This window comes from Mesorhizobium sp. M1328, from assembly GCF_040318075.1.
Lineage (GTDB): Bacteria > Pseudomonadota > Alphaproteobacteria > Rhizobiales > Rhizobiaceae > Mesorhizobium.
Genome location: NZ_JAMYLO010000014.1, coordinates 105750 through 130439, shown reverse-complemented (window position 1 = coordinate 130439; position 24690 = coordinate 105750). Strand labels below are relative to the sequence as shown.

At 62.1% G+C, this 24690-nt stretch carries 24 protein-coding genes; 10 read left to right on the top strand and 14 right to left on the bottom strand.

All coding sequences use genetic code 11. The features are described from left to right. The 8 genes from NKH23_RS22965 to NKH23_RS22930 form a co-directional block, all read right to left on the bottom strand. Positions 1-2070 carry an ASKHA domain-containing protein gene (locus tag NKH23_RS22965; protein ID WP_352913228.1) on the bottom strand — a complete coding sequence of 690 codons (2070 nt, stop codon included), beginning with the start codon at positions 2068-2070 and terminating at the stop codon, positions 1-3. Between the two features lie 113 nt (positions 2071-2183). After that, positions 2184-3158, bottom strand: a complete 975-nt coding sequence (locus NKH23_RS22960) for a methyltetrahydrofolate cobalamin methyltransferase (protein ID WP_352467721.1) — start codon at positions 3156-3158, stop codon at positions 2184-2186. Between the two features lie 80 nt (positions 3159-3238). After that, entirely contained in the window at positions 3239-4330 is a 1092-nt protein-coding gene (locus tag NKH23_RS22955; protein WP_352913230.1) for a methylenetetrahydrofolate reductase, read from the bottom strand. Then, positions 4327-4950 carry a methylenetetrahydrofolate reductase C-terminal domain-containing protein gene (locus tag NKH23_RS22950; protein ID WP_352913232.1) on the bottom strand — a complete coding sequence of 208 codons (624 nt, stop codon included), beginning with the start codon at positions 4948-4950 and terminating at the stop codon, positions 4327-4329. The genes NKH23_RS22955 and NKH23_RS22950 overlap by 4 nt, the downstream gene beginning before the upstream one ends. Beyond that, positions 4943-5245 carry a virulence factor gene (locus NKH23_RS22945; RefSeq protein WP_292654739.1) on the bottom strand — a complete coding sequence of 101 codons (303 nt, stop codon included), beginning with the start codon at positions 5243-5245 and terminating at the stop codon, positions 4943-4945. Before NKH23_RS22945 ends, NKH23_RS22950 begins: the two co-directional genes overlap by 8 nt. A gap of 236 nt (positions 5246-5481) precedes the next feature. Beyond that, positions 5482-6393, bottom strand: a complete 912-nt coding sequence (locus tag NKH23_RS22940) for a fatty acid desaturase (RefSeq protein ID WP_352913234.1) — start codon at positions 6391-6393, stop codon at positions 5482-5484. A 43-nt stretch (positions 6394-6436) separates the two neighbouring features. Then, positions 6437-7219: a formyl transferase gene (locus NKH23_RS22935; RefSeq protein WP_353035377.1), complete on the bottom strand. Its 783-nt coding sequence runs from the start codon at positions 7217-7219 to the stop codon at positions 6437-6439. Between the two features lie 78 nt (positions 7220-7297). Further along, positions 7298-7873: a DUF4893 domain-containing protein gene (locus NKH23_RS22930; RefSeq protein WP_352913238.1), complete on the bottom strand. Its 576-nt coding sequence runs from the start codon at positions 7871-7873 to the stop codon at positions 7298-7300. A 120-nt stretch (positions 7874-7993) separates the two neighbouring features. On the opposite strand from NKH23_RS22930, the gene NKH23_RS22925 reads away from it, so the two are divergent. Together NKH23_RS22925 and NKH23_RS22920 are read left to right on the top strand one after the other, a co-directional pair. Continuing rightward, a complete protein-coding gene (locus NKH23_RS22925; RefSeq protein WP_352913239.1) occupies positions 7994-8905 on the top strand; it encodes an NAD-dependent epimerase/dehydratase family protein in 912 nt (303 codons plus the stop codon). A 44-nt stretch (positions 8906-8949) separates the two neighbouring features. Further along, the gene (locus NKH23_RS22920) at positions 8950-9465 is read left to right on the top strand and encodes a hypothetical protein (protein WP_352913241.1); all 516 of its coding nucleotides are present in this window, start codon (positions 8950-8952) and stop codon (positions 9463-9465) included. Positions 9466-9524: 59 nt separating this feature from the next. Here the strand turns inward: NKH23_RS22920 and NKH23_RS22915 are convergent, their stop codons facing one another. Beyond that, positions 9525-10154, bottom strand: a complete 630-nt coding sequence (locus NKH23_RS22915; RefSeq protein WP_353025973.1) for a DUF1638 domain-containing protein — start codon at positions 10152-10154, stop codon at positions 9525-9527. Between the two features lie 64 nt (positions 10155-10218). Between NKH23_RS22915 and NKH23_RS22910 the strand changes: the two genes are divergently transcribed. Beyond that, entirely contained in the window at positions 10219-10359 is a 141-nt protein-coding gene (locus NKH23_RS22910; RefSeq protein WP_292654758.1) for an EncA/B family entericidin, read from the top strand. Positions 10360-10440: 81 nt separating this feature from the next. Here NKH23_RS22910 and NKH23_RS22905 read toward each other — a convergent pair whose 3' ends face one another. After that, positions 10441-11139 carry a cobalamin B12-binding domain-containing protein gene (locus tag NKH23_RS22905; protein WP_023676506.1) on the bottom strand — a complete coding sequence of 233 codons (699 nt, stop codon included), beginning with the start codon at positions 11137-11139 and terminating at the stop codon, positions 10441-10443. Positions 11140-11447: 308 nt separating this feature from the next. Between NKH23_RS22905 and NKH23_RS22900 the strand changes: the two genes are divergently transcribed. From NKH23_RS22900 to NKH23_RS22880, 5 genes are all read left to right on the top strand, one after another. Continuing rightward, positions 11448-13022, top strand: a complete 1575-nt coding sequence (locus tag NKH23_RS22900; RefSeq protein ID WP_352500948.1) for a trimethylamine methyltransferase family protein — start codon at positions 11448-11450, stop codon at positions 13020-13022. 107 nt (positions 13023-13129) lie between these two features. Then, a complete protein-coding gene (locus tag NKH23_RS22895) occupies positions 13130-13801 on the top strand; it encodes a hypothetical protein (protein WP_352719684.1) in 672 nt (223 codons plus the stop codon). Between the two features lie 104 nt (positions 13802-13905). Further along, entirely contained in the window at positions 13906-14661 is a 756-nt protein-coding gene (locus NKH23_RS22890) for a dienelactone hydrolase family protein (RefSeq protein WP_353035375.1), read from the top strand. Positions 14662-14729: 68 nt separating this feature from the next. Next, positions 14730-15290: an RNA polymerase sigma factor gene (locus tag NKH23_RS22885; protein WP_352913245.1), complete on the top strand. Its 561-nt coding sequence runs from the start codon at positions 14730-14732 to the stop codon at positions 15288-15290. 2 nt (positions 15291-15292) lie between these two features. Further along, complete coding sequence (locus NKH23_RS22880) at positions 15293-17413, top strand: vWA domain-containing protein (protein WP_352913247.1); 2121 nt, start codon at positions 15293-15295, stop codon at positions 17411-17413. A 148-nt stretch (positions 17414-17561) separates the two neighbouring features. Here the strand turns inward: NKH23_RS22880 and bmt are convergent, their stop codons facing one another. After that, the gene (gene bmt, locus NKH23_RS22875) at positions 17562-18578 is read right to left on the bottom strand and encodes a betaine--homocysteine S-methyltransferase (RefSeq protein WP_352913249.1); all 1017 of its coding nucleotides are present in this window, start codon (positions 18576-18578) and stop codon (positions 17562-17564) included. Between the two features lie 88 nt (positions 18579-18666). Continuing rightward, positions 18667-19509, bottom strand: a complete 843-nt coding sequence (locus NKH23_RS22870) for a helix-turn-helix domain-containing protein (protein WP_352528189.1) — start codon at positions 19507-19509, stop codon at positions 18667-18669. 228 nt (positions 19510-19737) lie between these two features. On the opposite strand from NKH23_RS22870, the gene NKH23_RS22865 reads away from it, so the two are divergent. Both NKH23_RS22865 and NKH23_RS22860 read left to right on the top strand, forming a co-directional pair. Continuing rightward, positions 19738-20748 (top strand): fatty acid desaturase, encoded by a 1011-nt coding sequence (locus tag NKH23_RS22865; RefSeq protein ID WP_352913250.1) that lies wholly within the window; start codon positions 19738-19740, stop codon positions 20746-20748. 83 nt (positions 20749-20831) lie between these two features. After that, positions 20832-21632, top strand: a complete 801-nt coding sequence (locus NKH23_RS22860; RefSeq protein ID WP_353035373.1) for a phosphate/phosphite/phosphonate ABC transporter substrate-binding protein — start codon at positions 20832-20834, stop codon at positions 21630-21632. Between the two features lie 132 nt (positions 21633-21764). On the opposite strand, the gene NKH23_RS22855 is transcribed toward NKH23_RS22860, so the two are convergent. Both NKH23_RS22855 and NKH23_RS22850 read right to left on the bottom strand, forming a co-directional pair. Beyond that, positions 21765-23078: a M24 family metallopeptidase gene (locus NKH23_RS22855; protein ID WP_352913413.1), complete on the bottom strand. Its 1314-nt coding sequence runs from the start codon at positions 23076-23078 to the stop codon at positions 21765-21767. Positions 23079-23103: 25 nt separating this feature from the next. Then, positions 23104-24675: an ArnT family glycosyltransferase gene (locus NKH23_RS22850; protein WP_352913253.1), complete on the bottom strand. Its 1572-nt coding sequence runs from the start codon at positions 24673-24675 to the stop codon at positions 23104-23106. Between the last annotated feature and the right edge of the window lie 15 nt (positions 24676-24690).

Genomic DNA, 24690 nt, shown 5'->3' with positions numbered 1-24690 from the left:
TCACTCCCGGCTACGCCGGGCCGCGTGGCCTTCGCGGGAGCGCCGGCGCGGGGCGGCGTCACCGGCGACACCGTCCTCGCTGACGGTCTTGCGGGGTGGCAGTTTCACCGCCGCCGACAATTTTGGGAACGGGTCGATCTTGTTCGGGAGCGCCATGGCATAAACGAAATGTTCCTGGAATTTCGGCTCCAGCGCCGTCTCGATCTTCTCGATCTTGCTAACGGTTTCCTCGATCTCGCGGCGATAGCCACGGTTCAACAGCGCCATGCGGGCGCCGGCGCCGGCCGCATTGCCAACGGCCGAGACCTTGTCGAGGTCGCAATCCGGGATCAGGCCCAGCACCATTGCGTATTTCGGGTCGATGAACGAGCCGAAGGCGCCGGCGAAGTGGATGCGGTCGACATGATCGGTGTGCTGCTTTTCCATCAAAAGCTTGGTGCCGGCATAAAGGGCGGCCTTGGCAAGCTGGATAGCGCGCACATCAGTCTGGGTGATGGTGATCTTGGGCTCGCCTTCCTTCAGCACATAGGAGAAGGTGCGGCCGTTGGCGACGACGCGAGACGAGTTGGCGCTCAGCGATCCATCGACGACGCCGTCCTCGGAGATGATGCCGGCGAGATACATCTCGGCGACCACCTCGATGATGCCAGAGCCGCAAATGCCGGTGACGCCAGTCGCCTGCACGCTGTCGAGGAAGCCCGGCTCGTCGGACCAGAGTTCCGAGCCGATGACGCGGTATTTAGGCTCCAGCGTTTCGGGATCGATACGGACGCGCTCGATGGCACCCGGTGCGGCACGCTGGCCACCGGAGATTTCCGCACCCTCGAAGGCTGGGCCGGTTGGCGAGGAGGCCGCCACGACCCGCTGGCGATTGCCGAGCACGATCTCGGCATTGGTGCCGACATCGACGATCAGCATCATCTCCTCCTGGCGGTGCGGGCCTTCCGACAGCGTCACCGCGGCCGCGTCGGCGCCGACATGGCCGGCAATGCAGGGCAGCATATAGAGGCGAGCGCCCTGATTGAGCTTCAGGCCGATGTCCGATGCCTTTATGTGCACGGCGCCCGAGACGGCAAGTGCGAAGGGTGCGCCGCCGAGTTCGGTGGGATCGATGCCGAGGAACAGGTGATGCATGATCGGATTGCCGACGAAGACGGAATCCAGGATGTCGTTGCGTTGGACGTTGCCCTCCGCGCAGACCTTGTCGACGAGGCCCGAAATGGCCTCGCGCACGGCGACCGTCATGCCTTCGCGGCCGTCCGGGTTCATCATCACGTAAGAGACGCGGCTCATCAGATCCTCGCCGAAGCGGATCTGCGGATTGGACGTACCCGACGAGGCGGCGACGCGGCCCGACAGCAACGACACCAGATGCATGGCGATCGTGGTCGAGCCGATATCGCAGGCAAGCCCGTACGCCTCGTTCTTGAGGCCGGGCCACAAAGCGATGACCCGCGCGGTCTCGCTGTCGGTGTCCTTGTGGATGGCGGCGGTCGCGGTCCAGTTGCCCTTGCGCAAAATGCCTTGCACCTGCGGCAACAGATGGAAATCGAAATCGAGGCTCTTGAGGCCCCAGTCCTTCATCAGCGCGATTTTCAGGCGGTCGAGGTCGCCGAGTGGCTTGTGCATGTCGGGTTCTTCGATCTCGACATAGCACATGCGGATTGATGCATCGCGGGCGATGACCCTGGTGTCGGCATCCTTGCGGATGGTTTGCGCGTTGATGACGGTGTCCTGCGGCACGTCGACGACGAGATCGCCGAGGATCTGCGCCGAGCAGGACAGGCGGCGGCGTTCGGGCAGCCCACGCACGCGCTCGTAGCGCTCTTCCTTCGCGCCCTTGGGCGAGATGTGGTCGTTGGAAGAGACAATCTTGTGCTTGGCGAAATTGCCTTCCTGCACCTCGATCTGGCAGCGCCCGCAAGTGGCACGCCCGCCGCACACGCTCTCGACATAGACACCGAGCTGGCGCGCGGCATCCAGCACCGGCGTGCCGACCGGAAACCGCCCGCGCTTGCCGGACGGCATGAACAGCACGAGCGGATCGGTGATGTTGACGGGAGAGTTCATACGTTCCAGACTTTACTTTCTACGCTGCTCGGGTCTTGGCCACGGCAGCGATGCCGCTGTGTTTCGGTTCCTCCCCAGTCCTAGGCCCCATATCGTGTCGGCCAAGCCATGGCTCAACCCCGGGCCATCCGCGCTTCGCGGCCGCCGCGCCTGCGTCCGCCATTGCCATTGCCATCGCCCGGCGCGTTGACCTGTGTCCGGGCGGCAACGGCCTGGCCGCCTTCAGCAGGCTTGTAGTCCTTGTAGGTCCTGATCCAGTTGGTGCAGTTCTCGTCGGTGCCGTTCAGCACGTTGGCGCCGCGCACCGCTTCCATTTCCTGCGGCCGCACCGGGTTCATGATCGCCGAGGTCATGCCGGCGCCGATCACCATCGGGATGAAGGCGGCGTTGATGCCATGACGGTGCGGCAGGCCGAACGAGATGTTGGAGAGGCCGCAGGTGGTGTTTACCTTGAGCTCCTCGCGCAGCCGGCGTAGCAGGGCAAATACCTGGCGGCCGGCATCGCCCAGCGCGCCGATCGGCATGACCAGCGGGTCGACGACCACATCATGCGCCGGAATCCCGAAGTCGGCGCAGCGCTGAACGATCTTCTTGGCGACGGCAAAGCGCACATCGGGGTCCATCGAAATACCGGTCTCGTCGTTGGAAATGGCGACGACCGGAACGTTGTATTTCTTAATCAGCGGCAGGATGGCTTCGAGCTTTTCCTCCTCGCCGGTGACGGAATTGACCAGAGGCCGGCCCTTGGCGACCTTCAGCGCCGCTTCGATTGCCGCAGTCACGGAGGAGTCGATTGACAACGGCAGGTCGACCAGGCCTTGCACGATCTCCAGCGTCTGCACCAGCAGGCCGGGTTCGGTCTCGTTCGGATTGACAGAGGTGACGCCGGCATTGACGTCGAGCATCGTTGCGCCGCAGGCGGCCTGCTCCAGCGCATCCCTGATGACAGTCTCAAAATTGCCCGCGATCATTTCGGCGGCCAGCTTTTTGCGGCCGGTCGGGTTGATGCGCTCGCCGATCACGCAGAAGGGCTGATCGAAGCCGATGATGATTTCTCGTGTCGCCGAGGCGACGATGGTCCGGGTCATGAAATCTCTCCATCGTGATATAAAGAGTTCTTTATATCGTTATCTGTTTCTGATCAAGCGAATGCTGACGATTCGCGCCGTCAATGCGCGGTCTTGACCATGTCGACCTGGGTTTCGGTGATGTCGTCATGCAGTATGTGGTCAAGCCGATCGGCAACGAGCTGGTCGTCGCGGCGGATTTCGCGCTTCCACGGCCGGCGACCCTTCAGCACGCCGGATTCGTCGACGATCTCGGCGACATATTCTTCCTGGCGGTAGGCCATCACATGGACGCCGGACACACCAGGAATTTCCTTCACCTCATTGATGATGTCGATGCAGAGCTGCTTGCCTTCCTTCTTCTGATCCTGGGCGCCTTCCAGGCGCTTGACGATCTGATCGGGAATGTGAATTCCCGGCACATTGGAGCGGATCCATTTGGCCGTCTTGGCCGAGGCGAGCGGCCCGACGCCGCACAGGATGAAGCATTTCTCGGTATAGCCGAGATCGCGGACCTTCTGCATGTAGGCGCGGAACATCGGTACGTCGAAGCAGTACTGGCTCTGCACGAACTGCGCGCCGGCGGCGATCTTCTTGCCCAGCCGATAGGGACGGAAATCGATCGGCGGCGCGAACGGGTTGATGGCCGCGCCAAGGAAAAGCTGCGGCGGCGTCGTGAGTTTGCGGCCGGACAGGAATTTGCCGTTATCGCGCATGATGCGGCAGGTTTCGAGCAGCGACATGCAGTCGAGATCGAACACCGGCTTGGCGCCGGGCTGGTCGCCGGCCTGCACGCCGTCGCCGGTCAGGCAGAGCATGTTGGCAACACCCATCGCAGCACCCCCAAGCACGTCGCCCTGGATGGCGATGCGGTTCCGGTCGCGGCAGGCGATTTGCATGATCGGGGCATAGCCCATGCGGGTCAGCAGCGCGCAAATACCGACCGACGACATGTGGCAGTTGGCCCCGGAAGCGTCGACGGCATTGATCGCGTCGACCCAGCCGTCGAAAATCCTGGCGCGGTTGTAGACGTCTTCCGGATCGGCGCTGTCGGGCGGATTGAGCTCGGTCGTCACTGCGAACTCGCCGCGTCGCAGGACCCGCTCAAGCCGGCCGCGCGAGGTGTGACCGGGCAGGGGATCGAGCGGCAAATGGATGCCGGCGGGATTCTCGTCTGGCTGGCGGCCGATCATGCCGACGCCCCGGTGTTCGTAGTATTCTGGGCCGCATTGCGGGCGGCCGCGGCCTGCGCGGTCACCCGCAGCCAGGCGGAGGTTTCGCGCAAGGACTGATCCACCGGCTTCTGCACTTCCAAAATCTTGTCGCGATGCACCATGTTCTGCGAGCCTTCCCATGCCTTGACCCAGACGCAAGGCATATCAGGCTCGACCTCGCAATTGCCGTTGGCGCGCACACCGCCGCAAGGGCCGTTGCGCAATTGCTTAGGGCAGTTCATCGGGCACGACATGCCGGTCGAGGAAAGAATGCACTGACCGCACATGCGGCAGTCGAACATGAAGCCCTTGACGCGCTTCTCGACGAATTTCACCGGCCCTTCGACACGGCTGTAGCCGATGCCCTTCCATAGCGGGTGGAGAGTCAGGAACATGTCGGCGAACCTGGCGTAGAACCATTCGAGCAGCCGCGAATGCCGCACCGACCAAAGCCGCACCGCAAACGAGCGCTGCACGCGCCGCTGCGGCGATACGTCGGCCGGCTTGTAGTCGGATTTCGTCGCCGCCTTCTTGACGATGGTCGCCTGGGTCACGCCGGCTTGAGCCGTTGTCGCCGGCATTGATTGGGGATCAGACATTTTCTTTGCCGCCCGCCTTGACCAGAGCGACCAACCGCTCACGGTCGTATTTCGCATCGAGCTCCCGAAGAGCCTTCTCGGCCTCGGCTTCAAGATCGTCACTGACTGGGACGGGCTCTGCCTTGCGCCATTCGGCAAGATAGTCGTCGGTGCCGCCGGCGCCAGTGCGCATGGCGCACATGTCGATCGCCTCGGTGAAGCGCAACGGCAGTTCGCGCTTGGCGTTCTGCCGGCCCTTCTTGACGATGACCTGGGCGGGGATGTCGCGCCAGAAGACGACGATCAGATCGGCCATGAATTCCTGCTCCTGTAGGGCGCCGCGCGTCCAATCGAACGCACAAACGATGCTCTACCACCTAACTCCGCTGCATCGTGCCCTGCGAAGATCGATTCCGATCTTTTGGGCCGATGCAGTGGTTTCGAGCATTGCCGGAAGCGCTGTTGGGCTGCTTGTTATGGGACGACGCGGGGGCCTTCAAAAGCGACGCAATCGACGGCCGCGGTTGAAAGCGGAGTTTCTTCCAGCACTGGTCAGCCGGCGCGGCCATCGAAGCTGCCGACCAGCTTCCTGTGGAAGCGCACGTAACCTCGTTCGGTCGTGCGTAGATGCTCCGCGACGATCTCATGGAAGCGCGGCAGGCTGTGGAAGGGAACGGCCGGATAGGAATGGTGCTCCGAATGGTATGGCATGTTCCAAGCCACCAAGCGCACCAGCCTTGTGGTGAAGGTGGTGCGGGTGTTCTCGAGCATGTTGGCGACATGCGGGCACAACGCGTGCTCGGCCAGCAGGTAGGCCCGCAAAAACGGCTGTCCTACCAGCACCGGCACGATCCAGACCCACAACAGCAGCGCCGACTGCATGGCGAGAGATGCGGCCAGCAACGCCGCATAGCCGATCAGGAACAGCCGTGCTTCGGCAACCACCTTGCCGCGACCCTTTTCCGGTACGAAGCCGTCGCGGTTGCGACCAGCCGCATTGGTTGCGATCACACGAGCCATAGCTATCCAATAGGGGCCGCCGGACAGATAGCGCAGATATTGGCCGATGGTCTCCGGCTTCGGGGCCATCAGTTCGGGGTCGTTGTCCGGGTCGTGGGTGTGGCGGTGATGGGCGAAATGGAAATAGCGGAACCATGCGGGTGGCAGCAGGATCAGGAAGCCGGCCACGGCGGCAACAGCGCGATTGAGCCACGCCGTTCTGAACGCCGTTTCATGGATGGTCTCGTGCAACGGCGTGAAGAAGAAGACGATCAGGATTCCCTGCGGCAAGACGAGAAGCGGCCAGAACGGGATGCCGGCAGCGATCAGCGCGCCCAGCAGGATAACCAGCCCGCCATGGCCGGCCAGCCGGACAATGCCTGGCCGGTCAAGCTTGGCGGTGAGGTCGCGACGGTCCTCGACCGAAAGGCCGGCAATGATGGTGCGGTGGTCGATGTCGCTCATGATGCAATGTTAGTGGTGGGTGGCTGTCCGGTAAATCGGCGCGTCACCAGACGCCGTTCCTTATCCCGGTCCAGAGATAAAACCAGACCGTCGGATGATACCATTGTTTCGAAGGCAGGCCGGGATCCACCGTGCCGAGCTTGCCGGCCAGCGCATCCCTGACCGCTTCGACGCAGATGTCGCGCGAGAATGCCGCCTGCCGCAACGCGTAGCTTGAAATAGTGTCGCCAGGTTGGGGTTTGCCGCGTGCCTGCCGCAACACCCCGCCAGTGTCGACGCCGGCGTCGACCAGATGCACGGTGGTGCCGAAGTTTTCCGCATCGCCTGAAGCCAGCGCCCAATAGCCGCCGTTCATGCCACGATATTTCGGGGCGATGCCGGCATGGTAGTTGAGGACCGGGCAAGGGATTTTCGCCAGCGTCTGCCGCGACAGCAAGCGGCAGCCGGCGAGCAGCACGACACCCGGCTGGATTTCCTCGATCGCCTGCAGGCACTCCCGCGCGTTGGCCGACGAGACTTGGATGATCTTTTGCCCAGGCTTCGGTTCGGTTTGCAGCTTCTGCTCGGCGGCGAGCCGTGCTGCGTGGCCGGCGAAGAAGTGCTTGCCGAGCCGGGTCAGCATCATCGTGCCGAGTTGACCGACGGCCGAGGTCCAGCCTTGCCGCCGCGCCCGCCCGAGAAGCAATTGCTTTTTGGATTCAGGGGTTTCGAGGATGACGCTGACAGGCGCGAGGTGGTCGGCGATGGCGTTGACGATCGCCCAGATATGCGGGCCGCCTTCGGTGACGACGACGATCGGCCGTTGGTTTGTTTTCGACCGTGCCATGCTTCGCGACCCCCGCAAAGAGCTGTTCTTTGTGCGCGAATGCTAGGTTGACCGGGTTAACCCTTGGTGATCGGGGGCTCAGCGCTTGAATTCGAGGATATCGAGCTTCGATTCGTAGTGGGGCGCCGGGAACTCGATGCGCCATTCGCTGGCGCTGTTGCGGAAGGCATAGCCGACCTGATCGCTTTCCGGGCCGCTGCCGTAGGGCTTTGCCGGATCGTCGTTGACGTAGAAGGAACCGAGATAGATCGCGCGTTTCTCGGCATCGTCGAAGAAGCGGCCCTTGGTGCGCTGCGAGCCGGTGATCTTTTCCAGTCTCCAGCCGGAACCGTCGTCGCTCACCTTGCATTTGAACCAGCCATAGATGACGAGCGGGCTCAATCCGCCGGCCTTGATGGTGCGGCATTGCCAATTGCCGGTCAGGTCCTTGTCGGAGAAGGAAACCAGCGGCTTTGCCAGCAAGGCGTCGAGCTGCTTGACCTCGGCGGGATCGCCGGCCTTCGCCTCGTTAAGCGCTGCCTTGCGCGTCTCGCCATATTTGTCGAGGCGCGCCTTGTCGGCAGCCGTGATCAGTTTCTGCACCTCGCCGTCGGCGAACGCGGGCAACGTCAAGCAGAGGACAGCTGCCGCGGCAAACATGAGGCGAGCGATCATTGGTGGCGTTTCCCTGTGATGGCTGGAGCAGCCTGTTTTCTTGTCTGGCGCATACCTTAATGTTTCGCAGCGCTCTGTCATCCGTGCTTGAGCATCGACAGCAGAAACGAGGTGGAAAGAATGCGGATCTTGCTGACGGGATCGTCGGGTTGGCTGGGCAGCGCCTTGGCGCCGCGCCTGCGGGCTCTTGGTCATGACGTCACCGGCCTCGATCCCGTCCCATCCTCGGATACGCCAGTCGTCGGCTCAGTCGCCGATCGCGACCTGGTCATGAGGGCGGTCGAGGAGAACCGCATTGAGGCCATCATCCATAGCGGCGCGCTGCACAAGCCTGACATCGAACATCATCGCAACGAGGATTTCGTCGAGACGAATATGCGTGGCACGCTCAACCTGCTCGATGCGGCAGCAGCATTCGCGGTTCAGCGTTTCATCTTCACGTCGACGACATCGCTGATGATTACCCAGGCCATCCGCACCGGCTTCACCGGCGGGGCGCGCAAGGCGGCATGGCTGACGGAAGACATGTCGCCCGAACCGCGCAACATCTACGGCGTCACCAAGCTTTCAGCCGAACACCTCTGTCGGCTCTATCATTTGCAGTTCGGCCTTCCGGTGATCGTACTGCGCACCGCCCGCTTCTTTCCCGAAGTAGACGATATGGCGCATGTGATCGAACAGTCGGACGCCAACACCAAGGCCAATGAGCTGTTGTTTCGCCGGCTGACGGTGGAGGATGCTGCCGACGCCCACATCGCTGCCCTGGAGAGAGCGCCGCAATTGGGCTTCGACATCTTTATCATTTCGGCGCCAACACCGTTCCAGCCCGACGATTGCGCGGCATTGATCGCCGACGCACCGTCGGTCGTCGCGCGCTATTTTCCGGATTATCCGGCACTCTACTTGAAGAAGGGCTGGACGATGTTTTCGTCGATCGATCGGGTCTACGATGCCTCGCGGGCGAGGGACCGGCTGGATTTCGTCTGCAAGACGAGCTTTGCCGATGTGCTCGCCGGGCTTGTGGCGGAATAAGAGCGCAGGTATTCGTCAGGACTGCGCGTCACTGGGAGAGGTAGTTGGGAGTAACAATCCACTTTGAAGGACAGTTACGGGGTCACGAGCAATATGCTGCTTTGCTGCACGAAGCCAAGGCGTTCGCCACTGCGCGAGACTGGCCGGTGCGCGAGATCGATGAGCGCGAGAAGACGCTCAATCGAGTCATTGATGAACGAAACGTGGACTATATTGGCCCTGTGTTTGGAATAGAGCTTCAACCGCATCCCAATTCGGAGCCGCTGCGGCTTGAGTTCGACAAGCACCTCTTCGTTCAACAATATTGTAAAACTCAGTTTGCAGGTTCAGGCGCTCATATCGAGATCATCAGGTTTCTTCGCGAAATTACTCGCTTGTTCTCCAGTCTCTATGTCGTCGATGAAGGGGAGTATTGGGAGCGAAGTGATCCGTCAATTCTGCAAGGTAATTTCGACAATGTCGATGCAATGCTTGCCGAAATATTGCTTAAAGATCCAACCGCGCGGGGGCCGATCCGCCTGGAAACCGGGCGCATTATCGATGTCACATCGGATCGGTGAGGCGGTGGGCGAAAATGACCGGCAGCCTCCGGCAAACGCTTAGAGGACGCTATTTCTTTTTACGAATGTGCTGAGGCGCTGGCCAGTTCCTTCGTCAGGTCACCATAGCCGGTCGAGCGCCGCTCATAGGCGAGGCCGAGCATTTTCGCCGCCTTTTCGGCGACCTTGTCGAGTTCCGGGTCGTTGGTCTGAGCGATATAGATCAGCTTCTCGTAGTTGCCGAAATAGTCCTTGATCAGCTCCGGGTGCTTGTCCAGGCCGAGCGGCTTCATGAAGAAGGCATCGAATTGCCGGCAGAGGAAATCGGTCATGTAGAACGACATCATGTCATCATCGGCGACCTTCGCATAGGCATCCATGCCCTGGTAGAAGGCAAAGCAATGCGGCCCGGCCATGCGCTCGACACCGTGCTTCTCGCAGATCCGATCGAGCAGGCCACCCGTGCCGCAATCGGCATAGCCGACGAAGATGTGTTTGTAGCCGTCGGCCCTGGCCTTGGCGATTGCCTTGTCCATGGCCGGCGCAATGCGGTCCGGATAGAAATGGAACTCCGCCGGCAGGCAGGTCAGGTCGAGATGGTCGAGCCCGAGCTGCTCCTTGACCGCCAAAACTTCGCGCGCAATCATCCCGCAGGCGATGACGAGCAGCCTGTCGCCTTGATCGGATTGTTGTTTTCGCGCGGTAGTCATGGAACCAGTCTAATCCATCTTCGTTGCTGTCCAGCGAATTTATATTCTGAGGGAGACACCAATCATGAAATTGTTCCGCGTTGCGCCAATCGCTATTCTCGCCTGCGCCTTGGCTGTTTCGGCCTGCGCCAACACGGTGCGCGGCGTCGGTAAGGATCTCAAATCCACTGCGAAGGCAGTTGACGATACCGTCAAGAAACCCTGATCTGCACGGCTCTAAACATTTGGGAATAAAAAAGCCGCACTGCAAGGCGCGGCTTTTCTCGTCGGTGCCGGACTTATTGGCTCAGGCCGAAGCGCGGACGTTGTGCTTGCGCTTCATGAAGTCCTTGGCGGTCTCGACTGCCACCGCGGCGTCGCGGCAATAGGCGTCGGCGCCGACGGCTTTGCCGAATTCCTCGTTGAGCGGCGCGCCCCCGACCAGCACGACATAGTCGTCGCGAATGCCCTTTTCCTTCATCGTATCGATGACGACCTTCATGTAAGGCATCGTCGTCGTCAGCAGCGCCGACATGCCGATGATGTCGGGCTGGTGCTTTTCGATGGCATCGAGATATTTTTCGACCGCATTGTTGATGCCGAGGTCGATGACATCGAAGCCGGCGCCTTCCATCATCATGCCGACCAGGTTCTTGCCGATGTCGTGGATGTCGCCCTTGACGGTGCCGATCACCATCTTGCCCTGCTTCGGCGCGCCGGTGGCGACAAGCAGCGGACGCAGGATGAACATGCCGGCCTTCATCGCGTTGGCCGATAGCAGCACTTCGGGAACGAACAGGATGCCGTCGCGGAAATCCTCGCCGACGATGCGCATGCCTTCGACCAGAGCCTCGGTTAGCACCTTGTAAGGCGCCCAGCCGCGCTCGAGAAGGATATTGGTGCCTTCCTCGATTTCTTCCTTCAACCCGTCATAAAGATCGTCGTGCATCTGCTGCACCAACTCGTCGTCGGAGAGTTCCGAAAGGATGATCTCGTCGTCGGCCATTTTTTCTCAGGCTCCTTGCCGGCTACAACTATCGCGGCAGCTTAAAAATATCGCGTCAATACCTAACCTGCGCGGGCCGGTTGTCCATAGCTGATTTGCGACTTCCCGCAAAACGAAAGCGACCGTAAATCTCTTGGAATTCTTGTCGATTTTGCGACAGGCGTTGGCGCTGGCGGGCCGTTTCGAATAGGGTGCATGGCTACGATCCGGCCAGAGACCGCAATATGCGGCCGCAAACGGATTTCAGGCCGGAACAAGAGCCCGGCCAAAGCAAATCAGGCCAGAACGAAAGCCAGGGAAGAACGATTATGAGTGAGAACGCGCCGGTCGATCAGGAAGCGTCAAACGCACGGCGCGGGCGCGCTGCCAGCGGTGGCGCCGCAGCGCGCCGGGCTGCACGTTCGGGCGGCGGCCCCGGCACACAGCTCACCTATATCAAGCGCAAGATCAACGTCTATGAAGTGCTGGACGAGGAAGGCCTGGCACTGATCGAAAAGAACACCGACACGGTGCTGGAAGAGATCGGCATCATCTTCCGCGACGACGCCGAGGCACTGCAGCTTTGGAAAGAGGCGGGCGCCGACGTCAAGGGCGAGCGGGTGCATTTCCCCAAGGGCCTCTGCCGCTCGCTGTTGAAGACCGCTCCGTCCGTCTATACCCAGCACGCCCGCAACGGCGAGCGCTCGGTGCAGATCGGCGGCAATGCGACAGTGTTCGCGCCGGTCTATGGACCGCCCTTCGTGCGCGATCTCGACGGCGTCAGGCGCTATGCCACGATCGAGGATTTCCGGAATTTCGTGAAACTCGCCTATATGGCGCCGTCGATCCACCATTCGGGCGGCACGGTTTGCGAGCCGGTCGACGTGCCGGTCAACAAGCGCCATCTCGACATGGTCTACAGCCATATCAAATATTCGGACAAGCCGTTCATGGGCTCGGTGACCGCGCCCGAGCGCGCTGAAGATACGGTGGCGATGGCCAAGATCGTTTTCGGTGACGATTTTGTCGAGAACAACACGGTGCTGACCAGCCTGATCAATGCCAACTCGCCGATGGTCTTCGACGAGACCATGCTGGGGGCGCTGAAAGTCTATTCGCGCCATAACCAGGCCTGCATCGTCACGCCCTTCATCCTTGCCGGTGCGATGAGCCCGGTGACGGTCGCCGGTACGCTGACCCAGGTTCTCGCCGAAGTGCTGGCCGGCGCGTCGTTCACACAGCTGATCCGGCCCGGTGCGCCGGTGCTGTTCGGCACCTTCGCCTCGTCGATCTCTATGCAGTCGGGCGCACCGACTTTCGGCACGCCGGAGCCGTCGCTGGTTTCCTATGGCGCGGCGCAGCTTGCCCGCAGGCTCGGCCTGCCGTTCCGCACCGGCGGCTCGCTTTGTGCTTCGAAAATCCCCGATGCGCAGGCCGCCTATGAGAGCGCCAACACGCTGAACTCGACGATCCTCGCCGGCACCAACTTCGTGCTGCATTCGGCCGGCTGGCTCGAGGGCGGTCTCGCCTCCTGCTACGAAAAGTTCATGATGGATATCGACCAGCTCGGCATGACGCAGAAGTTCTCCGAGGGTGTCGACCTGTCGGAAAACGGTCAGGCGATGGATGCCATCCGCCAGGTCGGCCCAGGCAGCCATTACCTCGGCTGCGATCACACCCAGGCGAATTTCCAGACCGCGTTCTACCGCTCCAACATCGCCGATAACAATTCCTACGAGCAGTGGCTGGCCGAAGGCGAAAAAACCGCGCCGCAGCGCGCCAACGAGCTCGCCCGCCGCTGGCTGGAGAGCTACGAGGCGCCTTATCTCGACCCGGGCATCGACGACGGGCTGAAGGACTTCATCGGCAGGAAGAAGGCGTCGATGGCCGACGCCTTCACCTGAAAGGAGCCCGAATCAGGCGGGGCTAAAGTCGCCAACATCATTCACAAGGAAGTCTGGCGGAGTGCCTTCTCCGACCCGGACAAGAAGGGATGATCCCCGAGCGCGGCATGACTGAAACAGTCGCGGTTGCGCTTTCCGCCCACGGCCTCATCCTGCGCGGCGATTTCAATTTTGCGAGCGGTGAGGAAACACCTAGCGGTCTCTCCGGCGCTGCCGCCAGATCCGCCCTGTTGGTCGGCCAGGCAGGTGCCGCACCCTGGCCGCACTTCCTGCGCTGGCTGGAGAGACAGTCACAGCCGATCGACGATCCGCTCGACGCTTGGTCTCGCGAAGTGATCGGCGCCGTGGCCGAAAGATTCGGGGCACGCGCGGTGTCGCCGTCCGACAGGCCTTATCTGCCGTTCCAGCAATGGGCGATGCGTGCGGAGGGGCTGAAGCCGTCGCCGCTCGGCATTCTCATGCATCCGCAATACGGGCTCTGGCATGCCTATCGCGGCGCGCTGCTGTTCGAAGATAGGATTGCACTTTCAGAGCCTCACGAGGCGATCCACCTTTGCGACACATGTGTCGCAAAACCTTGCCTGAGATCCTGTCCGGTCGAGGCTTATTCTGCGGATGGGTTTGCACATGAAACCTGTCTTGCCCATGTGCGCGGGCAAAACGGCGCGCCTTGCCGGACCGGCGGCTGCCTCGATCGCAACGCCTGTCCTTACGGTGCCGATTATCGCTATCCGGCCGAGGTTCAGGCCTTTCACATGGCAGCATTCGCGCGTCTGTAGCGTCGCCGAATGCCGCACGAAATCTTGAAGCAGATCGCCTCATTACAGCTTGCCGCAACGGTCGCAGCGGGTATCTATCGCACGTCAGATCAACGGAGCGGATGATGGCCACGCAAGCGATGCAGATCAAGACAAGCGACGGCATTGCCAAGGCCCGGCTGTTCCGTTCGGCGGCCCCAGCCAAGGCAGCGATCATCCTCTACATGGACGTTTTCGGTCCGCGACCGGCGCTCGATCAGATGGCGGAGCGGCTTACGGGCGAGGGCTATGCGGTGCTTGTGCCGGACCTCTTTTACCGCAATGCGCCCTACGGTCCGTTCGATCCCAAGACTGCGTTCGGCGACGAGAGGAGCAAGGCCGCCATCACAGGTCTCCTCGGCGGCACGACCCAGGAGATGACGATCCGCGACAGTGGCGCTTTCCTCAATGTGCTCGCTGCCCAGGGCCTAACCGGGCCGGTCGGCATTGTCGGCTACTGCATGGGCGGAGCGCGGGCGCTGAACGCCGCGGCCAGCTATCCCGATCGCATCGTTGCCGCAGCAAGTTTCCATGGCGGTAATCTGGCTGGTGACGCCGCCGACAGTCCGCACCGGAAGGCCGCCTCGGTCAAGGCAAGGGTCTATATCGGCACTGCCGGTGTGGACCGCAGCTTTCCGCCTGAGCAATCGGCGCGGCTGGCCGAAGCACTGCGCGCCGCCGAAGTCGACCATGTCATAGAGAACTATGCCGGTACGGCGCATGGCTGGTGCATGCCGGACCATAGTGCCTTCGATGCAGCCGGCGCCGAACGCCACTGGAAGCGGCTGACGACGCTGTTTGCGGAGACGCTCGGCCAAGGCACGCCAACCATTACGACGTGACAGCCCGCCAAAAAATTCTTTCCATCGCCCCAAGGAACCGCCATTAGCCTTCGTCCAACAGGCAAATGATGGCGATGATGCTGGACGAAAGCGAAGCCTCCGACGCCGAACTGATCGGGCGGGCGAAGGGCGGAGACCGGGGTGCTTTCGGCAAGTTGCTCGAAAGGCACTACGGTTTCGTCTATCGCGCCGCCTATCGCTGGTGCGGGAAAAAGGCCGACGCCGAGGATATCGCCCAGGAAGTGTGCGTTCGGCTCGGCCGGGCGATCCGCGACTATCACGGCAGCGGCGCCTTCACGACATGGCTCTACACCATGACGTTGAATGCCGCGCGCGACATGATGCGCAAGACCGCCCGCGAGACTGTCAAGACCGATGCCTATGGCGCTTATGCACTGATTTCAGGAGAGGCGTCGTCCGAGGCGGAAGACCCGGCCGAGGCGCTCTGGGCAGCGGTGCGCAAGCTGCCGGACAAGCAGCGCGACGCGGTGCTGCTGGTCTATGGCGAAGGGCTCAGCCACGCAGCCGCCGCCGAGGCGATGGCGATCTCGGAGACGACGGTTTCCTGGCACATCCATGAGGCGAAGAAACGGTTGAAGACGCTGATGCGTTCAGCCGGGGAAGTGTGACCATGGTCGACGACAATCAACTGAACAGGCTGCGCGATATCGCAGCACCGGCGCCCGACGCGGATGCAAAGGCGCGTGCCCTCCAGGCCGCGCTGCGCGCCTATGACATGGAAGAAAAAACTTTACCGGCCGCCCAAGGATCGGCAGGCGGGCTTCGTCTCACAGAGCGAGCACAAAGGCTCTGGAGCGAAATCATGCAAAAGAAACTCTTCGCCACGCCGGCCATTGCCGGGCTCGTTGCCCTGCCGATCGCCGGATACGCTACCATCTATATGCTGGGAGAATCCAAATTCGGCGGCCCCGAATTCGGCGGGGACGATAAGATCACCGAAACGCTGGCTGACAAGCCGGCGACCGTCAAACCGCCGGTCGTTGCCGAAGCAGATAAGCAGAAGAAGGTGGACGCCGACAGCGAAAGCCGCGACGCCGGCGAGGCGCTTGTGGTGCCGACATCGCCGCCGAAAGCGGAGTCGACCGCAGTCGGCGTGTTGACACAGCAGGACGTGCTCACCCGCAATGCTCCCGAACCGGCGCAGAGTGGCGAATTTGTGCTGAATGGCGGTGCAAGCTCCGGGGCTCCGGCCGTCGATGGCGGTGCGCGGGTCGGACGCATGCCTGGCACGGTTGCCGAGTCCAAGCTGATGGCACAGCAGCCCGCCGCTGCGCCGGCCGACCAGATGCTGCCGCAAGAGGAAAACCGCGACCGGGTCGAGGATTTCAAGACCAATCCGGTGCATGCTGCACTCGAAGACCCGGTCTCGACCTTCTCGATCGATGTCGACACCGCTTCCTATTCCTTCGTCCGGCGCTCGCTGAAGGAAGGTTTTATCCCGCAGGCCGATACGGTGCGCGTCGAGGAGATGGTCAACTACTTCCCCTATGACTGGAAAGGCCCGGACTCCGCCTCGACGCCGTTCAATTCGACCGTCAGCGTCATGCCGACGCCGTGGAACGAGCACACCAGGCTGATGCATGTCGCCATCAAGGGTTTCGACGTGAAGCCGGCCGAGCAGCCCAGGGCCAATCTGGTCTTCCTGATCGATGTGTCGGGCTCGATGAACGAGCAGGACAAGCTGCCGCTCCTGCAATCGGCCTTCCGGCTGCTGGTCAACAAGCTGAGACCCGACGACACCGTCTCGATCGTCACTTATGCTGGCGATGCCGGTACCGTGCTGGAGCCAACCAAGGCTTCGGAAAAGGACAAGATCCTCGCTGCCATCGACAATCTGACATCCGGCGGCTCGACAGCAGGCGAGGCCGGCATCAAGGAAGCCTACAGGCTGGCGCAGAAATCCTTCGTCAAGGACGGCATCAACCGGGTGATGCTCGCCACCGATGGCGACTTCAATGTCGGCCAGACCGACGACGACGATCTGAAGCGGCTGATCGAAAAGGAGCGCAAGACAGGCGTGTTCCTGTCGGTGTTCGGCTTCGGCCGCGGCAATCTGGACGACCAGATGATGCAGACCATCGCCCAGAACGGCAATGGCACCGCTGCCTATATTGATACGTTGGCGGAGGCCGAGAAGGTGCTGGTCGAGGATGCCTCCTCGACACTGTTCACCATCGCCAAGGACGTGAAGATCCAGGTCGAGTTCAACCCGAACAAGGTCTCGGAGTACCGGCTGATCGGCTACGAGACCCGTGCGTTGAACCGCGAGGATTTCAACAACGACCGCGTCGACGCCGGCGAGATCGGCTCAGGCCATTCGGTCACTGCGATCTACGAGATCACGCCTAAGGGCAGCGGCGGCGAACAGATTGATCAGCTTCGCTATGGCCAGGCCTCGGTGAACAATGGCGGTGTCGCCAATGCCGACGAATATGCCTTCGTCAAGATCCGCTACAAGCTGCCGAATGAGGACACTTCGAAGCTGATCACCACGCCGGTGACGTCAGCCAACGAAGTGGCGTCGTTCGACCAGGCCAGTACCGACCAGCGTTTCTCCGTGGCCGTCGCTGCCTTCGGCCAGAAGCTGCGCGACGAGGATGCGACCGCGAAGTTCGGCTACGACAAGATCATGGAGATTGCCACCGCCGCCAGAGGAGCCGACCCGTTTGGGTACCGGTCCGAGTTCCTCTCGCTTGTGCGCCTTGCCTCGGCACTCGGCGGTAACCGGTAGTGGCAATGACGGCCGGTTTCTTTCAGATGGGATCGTTCTGATAGGGGAGCCGGCCTACGGGCGGGTGAGGCAGGCCGGCGAGGGAAACCTTGCCGGCCTTTTTTCGTGGCTGCACCGCCTCGCGCGGACCGCGTCGCAGCCGAAAGCGTCAGGCGCGTCCGCGGCGCCGCTCGCGGCGGGCTTCGCTGGTCTCGGCGACGTTGACCGTCGCCTGCTTGTTGCGCATCGGGCCGATGCGTTCGACGATCTGCTCGACGGTCGGGCGATCCGACTTGGTGTGCGCATCGAGCGCCTTACGCATGGCGGCAAGGTGCTGGAACGAGGTGCCGCAGCAGCCGCCGACGATTTTGGCGCCGGCATCGACGGCGAGGCGCACATAGTCGGCCATCAGCTCGGGTGTGCCGGAATAGTAGATCTCGGCACCGCGAAATTCGGGAATGCCGCAATTGCCCTTGACGATCACCGTTGCTTCCGGCTTCGCCTCGGTCATGTCGAGCAGCGAGGCGAGAATGTCGGAGGCGCCGACACCGCAATTGGCGCCGACACCGAGCGGTGTCTGCGACAGGCCATCGACGACGCCGTGGATGTCCTTCGGCAGCAGCCCCATCATGGTGCGGCCGGCGGTGTCGAAGGAGCCGGTATAGGTATAGGGCATGCCGACGCGGATGGCGGCTTCGGCGGCGGCGCGGATTTCGTCAGGCGCCGACATGGTTTCGATCCAGGCGACTTCGGCGCCGCCGGCCTTCAGGCCCTCGATCTGCTCGGCAAAGGCCTCGACCGCCTCGTCATAGGTCATGGCGCCGAGCGGCACCAGCAGCTCGCCGGTCGGGCCGACGGAGCCGGCCACGATCACCTTGCGGCCAGCCTTTTTTGCAACGGCGCTTGCGATCTCTGCGGCGCGCTTGTTCAGCGCATAGACCCGGTCCTGCGCATGGTGCAGCTTGAGCCGATGGCGGGTGCCGCCAAAAGAGTTGGTCAGGATAATGTCGGCGCCGGCATCGACAAAGTTCTGGTGCAGGCTGGTGATTGTGTCGGGCGCGGTCTCGTTCAAGAGCTCGGGTGCCTCGCCGGCCTCAAGACCCATGGCGAACAGATTGGTGCCGGTGGCGCCATCGGCGAGCAGGACGCCCTTTTCGGCAAGCAGAGCGTCGATCGGATTGGTCATGTGAAATACGCCTTCCCGGAAGAATAACTGAGATAAGGATATAAAGAATTCTTTATGTGCCGTCAATGTCGGCGCGGAGAGCAACCGGTCAAAATCGCATCTCCGCCAGCTTTCGTGTGAAGCTGGCCGCTTCATGCGCGTTGACGTCCGCGGCGCGTATCAAATTGTCGAAATGGCTGGTCAGGGTGCGGATCGGCTGCGTGGCGTTCAGCACCAGATACATGTCGCCGACGTAAATGGCGGCGCGATAAGGCCCAAAGATGGTGTAGGGGATCGAATAGCGCATCCGCCCGTCATAGAGAAACAGGCGGAAGGTGGGATAGAGGTCGTCGAGCAGTGTCGCCATGTGCAGGAGTTGCTGGTGGCGGTCGGCCTCCGGAAAGCGGTCCCACACGCCCAGCCCGCGCGCGAAGATCTCCAGCGTGTGGCGCGGCATACAGACTTCCATGTCGGTTTCGGGCCGTCGGTTGTAGTCGATGCGGTACTGCGTTTCGCCGGCCTGTGCTTCGCGGCTCTTGTTGGCGATGACGGCTTCGTAGTCGACAAGCGCCTCGGTGCGCAGAAGATCGGGAATGCCGGCCGGCACGTAGCGGATTTTCGTTCCCGCCGCCTCGGCATGCCAGCGAGCCAGCAGCGTGCGGTCGAAGCCGTCCGGCGCCTCCTCGATCTCAAGGCTCTCGCGGATTTCACCGGTGACGCCCTCGTCCTGGCTGAGGCCGAGCAGCCAGTCGAGCGAGACTTTGAATTCGGCGGCGATGTTGAGCAGCGTCTCGGCGCGGGGAAGGCGGGTCGAGGCGCCGGAGAGCAGCTGCGACAGCGCCGAACGGTCGATGCCAACGGCGGCGGCGAAGGCCGACTGGTTCAAATCGGACCTTGTCAAGAGCATTTTCAGGCGCTCGCGAAAGATCGTCGACAGGTCGCGCTTGTCCAAATCTCTACTCTCCCTGACGTGAGCAAAATTTTGCGCCGAAGCGGTCTACATGGCGTTTCGAGCGCAAATGAATCTACGAGCTTGTTTACAATAGATAACATCTGCAGCTGAAAATGCGCAATCGCAACAGTTTGTGCGCTTTATCGCGTTGCAGCGATGCAACGCTCCTGACACAATGCTGTCAGGAATCAAACGGGTTCCGGCGACTGGGAGGCAGTGGTCGATAGCATGACGAGCATGGGCAACAGGCGACACGGCGCAGCGGCCATCGAATGGCCGACAGTATTTCTCGCACTTATCTGCTACGGCGGCTGGCTCGCTACCGGCTTTCTGCTCTGGCCATCCTACCCGCTGCTGGCACTCGCCTTTCTGACCCTGATTGCGGCGCTGCAATCCTCGCTGATGCACGAGGTCCTGCACGGCCACCCAACCCGGAACGCGCGGCTCAATGAAGCCCTTGTTTTCCTGCCGATTGGCCTTGTCTGGCCGTTTCGCCGGTTCAAGACCATTCACCTGCGCCACCATGCAGACGAGCGCCTGACCGATCCGCTCGACGATCCCGAAAGCTATTACAAGGCGCTCTGGCAGCACGAGGAGCTGCCGTCGGCGATGAAATTCTTGCTCAAGGTCAACAACACGATGCTCGGCCGTTTGGTGCTCGGTCCTTGGCTTTCCTGCATAGGGTTCTTCATCGACGACGCCAGGCAGGTTGCCGCGGGCGACAATTCCATCCGCAAGGCATGGCTGCTGCACGCGATCGGCCTCGCCGTGGTGTTGCCTGTCGTGCAGTTCGGCTTCGGCATGCCGTTATGGCTCTACATACTGGTGCCGGTGTGGCTTGGGCAGTCGCTGATTTCGATCCGCACCTACGCCGAGCACCAATGGTCGGAACATCCGGAAGGCCGCACGATCATCGTCGAGCGCTCGCCGCTGTCCTTCCTGTTCCTCAACAACAATCTGCATTTCGTCCATCACAAGAGCCCGACGGTGGCCTGGTACAGGCTGCCGAAGCTGTTTCGCGACCGCCGCGACGAGTGGCTGCGGATGAACAATGGCTACGCCTATCCGAACTATTTCGCGCTGCTCAAGGCCTATGCCTTCAAGGCGAAGGAGCCGATCGTCCATCCCGTGCTGCGGCGCATGCCGGAACCAGGACGCGCATTCAAGCCGCGCGTCAGGGCACGCAGCCTCAATGGGCTTGGCAGCGCGCCGGTACCCGCCGAGCCGCCGAAGGAATGATTCTTGCGTTGTTGCAGGCGGTGCCGCGCGGACGACGCTTTCCTGACCTTGTCAATTTCCCCGCATAACGGTCAAATCCCGGCATGAGCGAATTCATTGCGGCTTTGCCGATGTACGACTGGCCGGAAGCGCGGGACGATGTCGACGCGCAATGGGCGCGGCTGCGCGATGCTTTCAGACAAAAAGGCATCGATGCGCCGGAGACGATCATCCGCCGCACCGGCGATTTGCCCCCCGTGCCTGGCGGTATTCGCGATGATCAGGGAAAACCCATCGCGCCCGATACGGCGACATTGCCGCCGGACGAGCTGGATTTTCACCAGCTCTGGCTGCATCCGGCGCTGCTCTTGGCGCAAACCTGTTGGGGACCGATGGAACTCGGCCTGTCGCAGCGTGTCCAGCTCGTCGGCCAGCCGCGTTACGACGCCTTCGAGGGTGGACAGGGCGAACTCTATTCGAGCGCCATCGTCATGAGGGCGGGCGAGGCACCGCCGGCAAGGTCGCCGGCCGACGGCGGCGCCGTCATTCCGCTCGATCTGCTGCGCAGCAAGCGTTTCACCTTCAACAGCCTCGATTCCATGTCGGGCATCATCGCGCCAGCCCGCGACCTGCAAGCATTGGGCGAGAGTTTGGATATCTTTTCCGGGCTGAGCGAGAGCTGCGGGCACCGCGCTTCGGTCGTTGCCGTTGCCGAGGGCAGGGCAGATGTGGCGGCGATCGACTGCGAGAGCTGGGCGCTGGCGCAGCGTTTCGAGCCTGCGGCGCAGAAGGTGACGGTCGTCGGCTGGACAAGGCGGCGCAAAGGCTTGCCGTTCATCACCGCCAGGACGATGCCGGAAACGATCGTCGCCGCGATGCGCGAAGCGATCGCCGCGTTCACGTAAAGCGCGTCGCGTTCGGTCGGCCTCATGCGACGCACTTAGATTCCTGTTTATGCATGTCGTTATCGCAAAACCGCTGCACACCGTCGGGTCAAGCCCGAGGGCATGCTTTTGCGCGACATGCATTAGCTTCGCTCAGCCGCCAAGCAGCCGATTGTCGAGCGGGTAGGTCGAAAGCTTCTCGCTGCCGGTCTCGGTGATCAGGATCTGTTCTTCGATCTTGACGCCTTCGTAGCCGCCAAGCCGGCCGATATAGCTCTCGACGCACAGCACCATGCCAGGTTCGAGCATTCCGTCGGGCGTGTCGTCGGTCCAGTCGCTAGCATGCGGCAAAGTCGGGTATTCGTCGGCAAGGCCGACGCCGTGATAGAGCACCCCGTAACGGGCCGGGAAGCAGTCTCCCGGCGGCACTGACGAGCGCTCGACGAGGCCGCGAAACGATACGCCCGGCCGCATCAGCTCCGTGTTGTAGGCGATCTGGTCGGCGGCGATGCGGAACAGGTCGCGCTGCTCCTGCGACGGCGGCGCGTCACCGCAAAGCCAGGTGCGCGAAAGGTCGGCGCAGAAGCCGTAAGGACCGATCAGGTCGGTGTCGAAAGCGACGAGCTCGCCGGCCTCGATCATCCGCGACGAGCACTCCTGGAACCATGGATTGGTGCGCGGACCTGACGACAGGAGCCGGGTTTCGATCCATTCGCCGCCGCGCGCGATGTTGCCGCGATGGAGTTCGGCCCATAATTCGTTCTCGGAGATGCCAGGCCTCAGCGCCTGCTCCATCTCGCCCATCGCCGCCTCGCAAGCGACGATCGCCCGGCGCATGGCAAGGATCTCGTCGGGTGATTTTATCAGCCGCGCATTTTCCATCACCGCCTCGCCATTGCCGGTCGAGATGCCGAGACGGGCGAGCTCTTCGATGCCCTCGGGATTGATGTGGTCGACTGCGATGCGGCGATTGCCGCCACCATGTTCCAATACCAACTCGGCGATGCCGGCTGCCCAGCGGCGGACTTTTTGACCGGTCAGCTCGCCGCTGTAGAGGTAAGCCCACGACACCGCCGGCCGCACCTCGTCGACGACGCCGGAATGGTCGGAAAGGTGCTCGCAGGAGAAATAGTCGAACAGCACCACCGGGCCATCGGTGGCGACGAAACAATGCCTGGTCGGATTGTGCGCGACCCAGAGCTGCATGTTGGTCGCATCAGTCGCGTAGCGCATGTTGACCGGATCGTAGAGCAGGGCTCCCGCATAGTCGCGGCGCTTCAGCTCGGCGCGGATGCGCTCGAGCCGGTATCGGCGCATGGCGGGCAGCTCAGGAGCAGCAATGCCCGCCGCCTGCCACTCGGCTTCCGCAAGCGCCCCATAGCCCAGCAGATGCTGGTTGAGTTCAGCGGCCTTCAGGCGCGATTTTTTGCGCAGCGCATCGATCGAGCTGTCCGGCTCGAACGGCATGATCTTGCGATGATGACGGGGCCGGTCACTCGGGTTCCTGTCCACCCTCGACTCCTTCGCCAGCGCCTTTCTTGGGCGCCATGGCTCCTTCCATTCTCTTCAGTCGGACGAATGCGCCGGGCCGGGCGGACTTGTCGGTGCCACGCAACAGCGGAACCATCATTTGCCGTGGCTGGCCGTCCGGCTCATAGCCGGCCGCTTTGAGCTGCTCCAAAATGACCGGCCGCGGATCGTCGCGGTCAAGCCAGACGAGTACGGCCGGCTCCTGCATCAGCGTTTCGAAATTAGGCACTTCCTGGTTAAGTGCGACCAGTTTTTGGTCGACCAACCGCAGATTTCCGACCCATGCACCATCAGATATTGCGGTTTTGACCGGTCCGTCCGCAGTCAATTGGCGATAGAGGGCGGGGTAATCCACGCGGATCATGCGCGACAGTCCACTGGTCCCGTTTATCTGGACGTACCAGGTGGCGGGGGCGAGCAGCACGGCGATGATCGCTCCAGCCGAGATCACCAGGAGCTGCGCATTCCTGCCGCGCGGCGCCAGCCGTTCCATAGTGGCGACGATGGCCAGCGGCAAGATGAACAGGACCGGCAGCAGCCAGCGGTCCTTGACCACCGTCACGCCGGTGGCCAGCACAAGTATCGCCAGCATGGCCAAGCCGAGCGCCAAGCTACGCCACAACAGAATTTCCCTGGCCGGACGTTTCGGGTGCCGCTCGGAGAAACGGAACTTCGCCAGCCAGAAAGCCAGGGCGGAGACGAGCACCGGCAAGACCGCGAAATTGAAGGTCCCCATGACAAACTTGCCGGCGCCGATAAAGGCCGCCGCCATGCGCTCTTGTTGCGAGTCTATTCCGAACTTCTCGCCTCTCGACAATAAATCGGCGGGATGCATGAGGCTCCAATAGGTGGTTGGCGCCAGCACTAATATCGCGACCGCTATGCTGATGGCGAACTTCGGATCAAGGATTGCGCTGCGCCATTCGCGCAGCGACAGCACGGCCGCAACAAGGGCAACCACGAGGAAGACATCATTATACTTGGCAAGAATTGCCGCCGCGGTGGCCAGGCCAAACGCCGCATAGGCGATCATGCTTCGCCGCTCGAGAAGATAGGCCATGGCGAGCAGGAGCAGCGAGCAGAAGCCGACGACGGCGACGGAATGCGACAAGGCGCGCTGCGATTCCCAGACGATCTGCGGGATCGTAAACAGGCCGAACATGGCCGCCGCCGCTGTCGCTTTGGTGTAGCCGAACCGCCGCATGGCGGCGAACACGCTGCAGGCGGCAAGGAACAGCACGGAGTATTTGACGAGCTTCAGCGTGAAGATACTGGTGCCGAAAACATGCGCGGCCAGCCAGTTGATCCAGGTGTACAGGGGTGGTTGTGAGCCGCCATATCCGGCCCAGAGATATGGAACATAGATCAGTTGCTCCGCATCATCGATGCCGACGCCGGTTCCCGCCCAAGAGCTCAACAGGGATAGTATGACGGTCTGTAAGGCAAAGTAAGCCGTGACCATGACGATCGCCGCCGGGAACGGGCCGATCCGTCCCTCGGCCAGCCACTCGGCCCATCTCAGATTGTACTTCAATGAAATCTCATCGCC